Annotated in this window: 6 protein-coding genes and 2 pseudogenes; 4 read left to right on the top strand and 4 right to left on the bottom strand. The window is 61.0% G+C overall.

What is annotated here, in order from left to right; genetic code table 11:
* Positions 1 to 232: 232 nt before the first annotated feature.
* The gene (locus tag BGI01S_RS28700; RefSeq protein WP_157004300.1) at positions 233 to 1,153 is read right to left on the bottom strand and encodes a hypothetical protein; all 921 of its coding nucleotides are present in this window, start codon (positions 1,151 to 1,153) and stop codon (positions 233 to 235) included.
* A gap of 124 nt (positions 1,154 to 1,277) precedes the next feature.
* On the bottom strand, positions 1,278 to 1,979 hold the full coding sequence (locus BGI01S_RS28695) for an IS6 family transposase (RefSeq protein WP_042329803.1): 702 nt from the start codon (positions 1,977 to 1,979) through the stop codon (positions 1,278 to 1,280).
* Positions 1,980 to 2,080: 101 nt separating this feature from the next.
* On the opposite strand from BGI01S_RS28695, the gene BGI01S_RS28690 reads away from it, so the two are divergent.
* The 3 genes and pseudogenes from BGI01S_RS28690 to BGI01S_RS28680 all read left to right on the top strand — a co-directional run bounded on the left by BGI01S_RS28690 (position 2,081) and on the right by BGI01S_RS28680 (position 4,689).
* A complete protein-coding gene (locus BGI01S_RS28690; RefSeq protein ID WP_042329802.1) occupies positions 2,081 to 2,914 on the top strand; it encodes a hypothetical protein in 834 nt (277 codons plus the stop codon).
* A gap of 327 nt (positions 2,915 to 3,241) precedes the next feature.
* Positions 3,242 to 3,535 (top strand): annotated as a pseudogene (locus BGI01S_RS28685) (HU family DNA-binding protein); the annotation flags it as partial.
* Positions 3,532 to 4,689 (top strand): PDDEXK nuclease domain-containing protein, encoded by a 1,158-nt coding sequence (locus tag BGI01S_RS28680; protein ID WP_042329800.1) that lies wholly within the window; start codon positions 3,532 to 3,534, stop codon positions 4,687 to 4,689. The pseudogene BGI01S_RS28685 and the gene BGI01S_RS28680, both read left to right, overlap by 4 nt.
* Positions 4,690 to 4,916: 227 nt before the next feature.
* On the opposite strand, the pseudogene nadE reads toward BGI01S_RS28680, so the two are convergent.
* Positions 4,917 to 5,337, bottom strand: a pseudogene (nadE, locus tag BGI01S_RS28675) (NAD(+) synthase); the annotation flags it as partial.
* On the opposite strand from nadE, the gene BGI01S_RS28670 reads away from it, so the two are divergent.
* The gene (locus BGI01S_RS28670; protein ID WP_042329804.1) at positions 5,294 to 5,965 is read left to right on the top strand and encodes an IS6 family transposase; all 672 of its coding nucleotides are present in this window, start codon (positions 5,294 to 5,296) and stop codon (positions 5,963 to 5,965) included. The pseudogene nadE and the gene BGI01S_RS28670 overlap by 44 nt on opposite strands.
* 281 nt (positions 5,966 to 6,246) lie before the next feature.
* On the opposite strand, the gene BGI01S_RS28665 is transcribed toward BGI01S_RS28670, so the two are convergent.
* Entirely contained in the window at positions 6,247 to 6,648 is a 402-nt protein-coding gene (locus BGI01S_RS28665) for a DUF3597 domain-containing protein (protein ID WP_042329799.1), read from the bottom strand.
* Positions 6,649 to 6,814: the final 166 nt, after the last annotated feature.

The following is a 6,814-nucleotide window of genomic DNA, read 5'->3' as shown; positions in this document are numbered from 1 at the left end:
CCCTGTCGGGCACGAGGAGGGCAAAAACTCCGACAGCGTACGGCGACCGTAGGAGAGACGCTGACTCAGCGTAGCCGACACCTCCAAGCGCCCGGCATTAAACTGAACTTCTGTTCAGTTAAGTTTAGTCTCCCTGCAACGCAGAGCTTTACCGGCTCTCGAGATCGTGCGGGACCCATACTATCGAAGCTCATGTCACGCTCACCTCAGAGAATATGGGCTAATCTCTCGCTCAGGAATTCCTCACAGCACTGCTCAAAATGCGCACACGTTCCGTGTCGAATGCCGCTCGCAAATTCGCGGTTATTTTGGCCCGATCATGCATGTTAAACAACTCAATTTCTCTCGCCTCTTCGTGCTCGAGATATTCCACGAACGCGGCCGTCTTCTCGATGCGAAGTTGCACCCGCTCGAGCCGATTCCGCTCGACGTGCATTCGATATTCATCGACTGAGAGTTGTGCAATCGAATTGGATTTCTCCGCATCGGAAATAGCACAATCAACGCACACGAGCTCCAGGTACGTGAACGCGAGAGCGAGATCAGTTAGCACGAACTCTCCGTAAGGCGTCAGCTTGATGCTATCTACCCGCGTGTCGAACACATCTAACCGGTTGTTAGCTTCTACGAGACCGTACTTCAAGAGCATATCTGAATTCAGGTCGAAGTCTTCCGCCATACCAAAAGTCTCAACAAATCCAGCCTTCAGTTGAGCGACCGGCTTGAACGGGGGTGCTTTTCGGTCTTGGCCCTTATGCAATTCGAACAATATCCGCAGTGCGGTGAAGTGCGATCCATGAGTTTTTGATCTAATCTGGAAGACGTTCGGGATTCGGCTAAGCTGTTCGTTATAAAAAAAGCGATTCGGGATCATGAACGGCTTCAGCACCTGATGCATCTGAATTTTCCATCGGCCGCTTTGCGCCATCTCACCAACATTCGTGTACCCGGAGACCACGAAACCACGAAAGAGCTCCAGCGCAAGTCGGATGTTTCCGTGGCTACATGCCGTGAGGAAGTTCGAAAGATGTGACTGGGACGATTTAAACTCACGTTCAAAGATCTTGAACAGATTCGAACCGGTCTGGACGTCAACCCTCGATGGAAGGGCTGCCACAACTTCGGGTCGATCAGACTTAAGCAGCATCAACACATACGCCGTCCGCCTGAGAAAAACCTCCTTTGGACTTGGCGCGCTGATATGGAACCCCGAGTTTTGGTAGGTTTTGTCGCGGTAAGGATCGAGAGGCGAACGAGATCGATATGAAAAGTACTACTTATTTTGCCAGTTCGTAGAACTGATCGGCGGCGGACGGATGAGTTCCGCGAGCACACTTCATCTGCCCTTTAACGATCATGTGCATAATCTCAATGCCGCACAAAAGGATCCGGGCACAGCGAAAAGTCTTGAATCCCAGCATGGGCCGCGTTCGTCGCTTGATCGCCCGATGGTCCTGCTCGATCAGATTATTGAGGTATTTTGACTGGCGGATCTTGATGGGCGTTTCACGATCGGCATTGATCGCTTCGAGCGCGGCGAGATTGGCGCCGCTTTTGTCGATGGTCACCGTCTCGGGCGCGCCATTCTGGGCGATCGATTTCTCAAAGTAACGCCGGGCTGCAGTCTTGTCCCGATGGGCGCGTAGCAGAAAGTCGACGGTGTTGCCGTCCTTGTCGACGGCCCGGTAAAGATACCGCCATTCGCCCTTGACGCGGATGTACGTCTCGTCCATCCGCCAGCTCTGGCCAACCGGCCGCTTGCGGCGGCGAAACGCTTTCTCCAGCACCGGCAACAGCTTGATGGCCCAGCGGTGCACAGTCGAATGATCGACCGAAACGCCGCGCTCAGCCATCATATCTTCGAGGTGCCGTAGGCTCAGCGGATAGGCCACGTACCAACGCACGCAAGTCAAGATCACGTCGAGCGGATAATGCAGGCGTTTGAGCACTCGGGCCACCGCCGGATTCAACGTCTTCATCGAGCTTTCAGTCGTTTATGTCGTTCATGTCGTTCATGTCGTTCATGTCGTTCCGCACATCATAGCGGAACCCCTTACTGCGACAGAACCAGGAGCTGAACATGGGCCGACCCCGGATTGCATGGAGCGACGCGCAGCTGCTCGCGATCATGAAGGGCATCGCGGCGAGCGACCGGGATTTCCCGCTCGACAACGGGCGCTTTCTGGATGGACTGATCGCGGAAGTCCGGGCGATTACCGGCCGCGTGTTTGGCGCGACCACCTACAGCCGGCTGCTGCGCGATGTCGCGCCGCAGGTCGGTGTCCAGCGTCATCCGAGTGCCCCAACGGTGCAGCGGGCGATCCAGCGCGCGCAGGCGCTCGCGCCGATGTCGCCGCCGGGCAGTGGGGACAGCCGGCTGGTCGATCTCGAACTGATGCGACAGGCACTCGCCCCCGCGGTGCGCGAGGCGCTCGCGCCTTTGTACGCGTCACAGCATGGGCCGGCCATGGATCACGGGACGGTCACCGCGCATGAGGTGGGCGGAGTGGGCGCGGCCCGCCAGCAGGACCTGCTGCAGGCGGCGCTGGAGGACGCCCATGCGCGGATCCGGCGACTTGAACAGGAGAACGCGCGACTGCACCGCGAACTCGGGGAAGCGCATGCGGCGCGCGATCTGGCCGGTGAACACGTGAACCGGCTGCTCGGTGATCTGCATGCGTCAATCGAACGCGCCGGCGTGGGCGCGACAACCCTCGCACAGACGGCCGCGCAGCTGGCCGGAACCGAGCGGTTTCTCAAGATGCAGAACGATGCGGTGCGGCTGCAGGCAAGCGGGGAGGCCGACGCGCTGCGCGCGCAGAATGGCCAGCTACGCGAGCGGATTGACCATCTGCTGCTCGAGGTCGATCAGTACCGGCGCACGCTGTCGGCCCGGCCGACCGGGAGCCGCTGAGCGCCTGGTGAGCCGGCACGGTTCGCCGCCCATCGGGTTGGCGCGCGGGTTCCTGCCGGCACCCCACCGGTTGCGTCATGGCCGGTTCGTGATGACTCCAGTTATCAGATGAGGCGATTTTGCTGCGTGGCGCTTTCCGGTCGTCGGCCGGTGACGGGCGACGAAGTCGCGACTGGTCGGCCGTGCCCCGGCGCTTCCGGCCGATCCTGACGGCGTGTGGCGAAGTCGGTGGATGTTGAGTAATCCGGTTACTGCGGAACCGGCCCGCCGCCGGTCGTGATTGCGTGAAGGCAGGCCGATCGGGTAGGGTGGCGACACCCCAACCACAACGAGGAATCGACCATGAACAAGCAGGAACTGGTGGACGCGGTCGCGGCGGTAACTGAGGAGAGCAAGGCCACGACCGGCGAGATGATCGACGCGGTGATCGCTGCGATCACCGGCGCGGTGACGAAGGGCGATACCGTCCAGCTGATCGGCTTCGGCTCGTTTTCCATGGGTGCGCGCGCTGCACGGGTCGGCCGCAATCCGGCGACCGGCGCCGAACTCCAGATTCCCGCGGCGAAGACCGTCAAGTTCACGGCGGGCAAGGCGTTCAAGGATGCCGTGAACGCGTCATGACGAAGGTGGCGATCGCGCCCGGCGACTACGCCGGGCTGCACAAGGAAGTGGTCAGTGTCGTCGAATCGGCGCGACGCACGGCGGCCCGCAACGTCAATGCCGTGATGACCGCCGCCTACTGGGAGATCGGGCGGCGGATCATCGCCAGCGAGCAGGGCGGGCAGGCGCGCGCCGGCTACGGACAGGCGCTGATCGCCCGGCTCGCGGAGGACCTGACGCGCCGTTTCGGGCGCGGATTCGGCAAGGCGAATCTGGCCAGCATGCGCGCCTTCTATGTCGCCTGGCCGGCGACGGAGATTTTCCAGACAGTGTCTGGAAAATCGGCGGCCCCCGAAAATGTCCAGACACTGTCCGGAAAATCGCTGCCGGCGAAAGACGTTGTCGACGCCACGGCAACGGCGCCCGATTACATGGCGCTCGCGGCCCGTTTCACGCTGCCGTGGTCCGCTTATGTGCGCCTGCTTTCAGTGAAGACGGCGGCCGCCCGCGCCTTCTATGAAACAGAGGCACTGCGCGAAGGCTGGTCGGTGCGCCAGCTGGACCGCCAGATCGGTAGCCAGCTCTACGAGCGGCTGGCGCTGTCGCGCAACAAGGCGGCCCTGCTCAGGAAAGCCGCCGATGTCCAGGCTGGTGATCTCCTCACGCCAGAGGAGGCGATTCGCGACCCGTTCGTCCTCGAGTTTCTCGACATCAAGGACGAGTACTCGGAGTCGGATCTGGAGGAGGCGCTGATCCAGCATCTGGCGGATTTCCTGCTGGAACTCGGCGACGACTTTGCTTTCGTCGGCCGGCAGCGCCGCCTGAGAATCGACGACACGTGGTTCAGGGTCGATCTGGTGTTTTTTCATCGACGTCTGAAATGCCTGGTCATCATCGATCTCAAGGTCGGCCGCTTCAGCTATGCGGACGCCGGGCAGATGCATCTCTATCTGAACTACGCGCGCGAGCACTGGATGAAGCCGGGGGAGAATCCCCCTGTCGGTCTGATCCTTTGCGCCCAGAAAGGTGCGGCCGAAGCACACTACGCGCTGGACAACCTGCCGAACAAGATTCTCGCGGCGGAATACCAGACGCTGTTGCCCGACGAGGCAATGATCGTGCAGGAACTGGAGCGCACGGCAGCGGAGCTGGAGCGGCGTACCGCGGCTTCGTAAGTTGGTCCCGGCGCCCGACAGATGCCGGTCATCTGAACGTGAGGCCGCGAGTCGCGACCGCACTGTCTGGTTTCGAGCAGCGCGGATACCTTCCAGTCATGGACTCAAGGTCGACCAGGATTGCCGGTAAAGGCTATAGATCAAAATGACCGGACGACAGGCCAGGCCACTTCGGCTTGAGCCTGGACAGGATTTGGTCCGGGCGGCACTCGGCCGGCTGTCACCGGTCACGACTGCGAGGCGACCAGCGAGACGGGCACGCTGCGTTTATGACGCGTGGCCATATAAAATTGGTGAATGGTCGTGAACACTTCGTCGGTGACCGGCTTGCCTTCAAGAAAATCGTCGATGTTTTCGTAACTGATACCGTAGCTGTCCTAGTCCGGCTTTTGCGGCGTGAGCGATTCCAGATCCGCCGTCGGTACTTTGCACGTCAGCCGGGGCGTCGCGCCAGGCGCTTGTGCCGTCGCCCGAACGCGTCGCTTGGTGAGCCCGGCGAGAGGCAGGATATCCGCACCGCCGTCGCCGTATTTTGTGAAGATCCCATAAGCGATTCGGCCGCATTGGTCGGTGCCGATGACCAAGCCTACACGCGCCCCCGGCGATCGCGTATTGCGCGACCATGCGTTGGCGCGCCTTGATGTTGCCGCGCATGGTCGAGGAGTTGCTGGCCGCCCGTGGCATTGAGCTGACCTACGAGACGGTGCGACGCTGGTCGGTGAAGTTCGGCCTGTGTATCGCCCAGCGGATCCGCTCTACCGCGCTGGCCAAAGGTGACAAGTGGCACCTCGACGAGGTGGTGGTCACGAGCAACGGCAAGAAGCACTGGCTGTGGCGCGCGGTGGACCAGCATGGCGCGGTGCTTGATGTACTGGTGCAAAGCCGGCGTGACAGGCATGCGGCCGGGCGGCTGATGCGAAAGCTGCTCAAGAAGCACGGGCGCTCACCGCGTGTACTGATCGCCGATAAGCTCAGGAGCTACGCCGCGGCCAACAGGGACCTGGGGCTGAACGTGGAACACCGGCAGCACAAAGGGCTGAACAACCGGGCGGAGAACTCGCATCAGCCAACGCGGGTGCGCGAGAAGGTGATGCGCCGCTTTAAATCAGCGCGCCACCTGCAACGATTCACGTCGGTCCACGATCAGGTGGCAAACCTGTTCATGCACTGCCGTTACAGCGCGAATGCACAAGACAAGCGGCAGGCGCGCACACAGGCTTTTGACGCGTGGAAAACCGTGACCAGCGGCTCACTGCAGGATCGTCTTGCCTCATAAGTCAGGAATGCTGAGGTTTAACGTCTTCACTCGCTAAACCATCAATAATGTGACAATACCAATCTCCTGCTGAACCCGATAAATCCCCACATGACAGACGTGCGCGGCATCGGCAAAGAACCGTTTTCACTCGATCCCCGCCTGTTCGGCTGATCGATGCGGGACCACCGCGCTGGCGTGCTTTCGCACGTATCCCGGAAAGATCAGCGCCCTAAGAGTTCGGGCAACGGCAGGCCCTGCGCACGCGCCCGAACCTGCCGTTGCCCGGACAACCCGTCTGGTCAGCCGGCCAGATCGGATGGCAGCTTGCCACCGTTGGCGGCGAGCGCCGTCATCACCTGGCTATGCAGCCAGATGTTCATGCTTGCGGAGTCGTTCATGTCGCCGGAATACTTCAGCTCCTGCGCCAGTTGCTTGCGATGCTCGAGGCTGCTGTCGACACCCAGCGCCTTCATCGTGTCCACAATCGACGTGCGCCAGTTCAGCGTCTGGCCGCTTTGCGCAACCAGTTGATCCATCACGGCAGCGACGTCGACATCAGCAAGGGGCGGCGGCGCCGACGCGGTATCGGGCGCAGCGGCCTGGGCCGCAGCCGGATCCGGAGTCGGCTCGACAGCGGGTGCCGCTGCGTCGGGTTTGGCCTTGTGGAACAGCTTGTTGACGATGTCACCAAAGATGCTCATTTTCTCTTTCCTTAATATCGAAGATTGGCCTCTCGGCAAACCCCGCATCGCCATCAATCGTGCGGCGAGCGGCCCGCAAGTATGCTCCAGTCCGGACCGGATGATTTTCAGAAAAGGTCAGGACGATCAAACCTGGCGCCTGTCAGATGCAGTGTTTTGCGCGGGC

This window comes from Paraburkholderia ginsengisoli NBRC 100965, from assembly GCF_000739735.1.
GTDB classification, from domain to species: Bacteria; Pseudomonadota; Gammaproteobacteria; order Burkholderiales; family Burkholderiaceae; genus Paraburkholderia; species Paraburkholderia ginsengisoli.
This window is presented reverse-complemented; position numbering and strand designations above follow the sequence as displayed.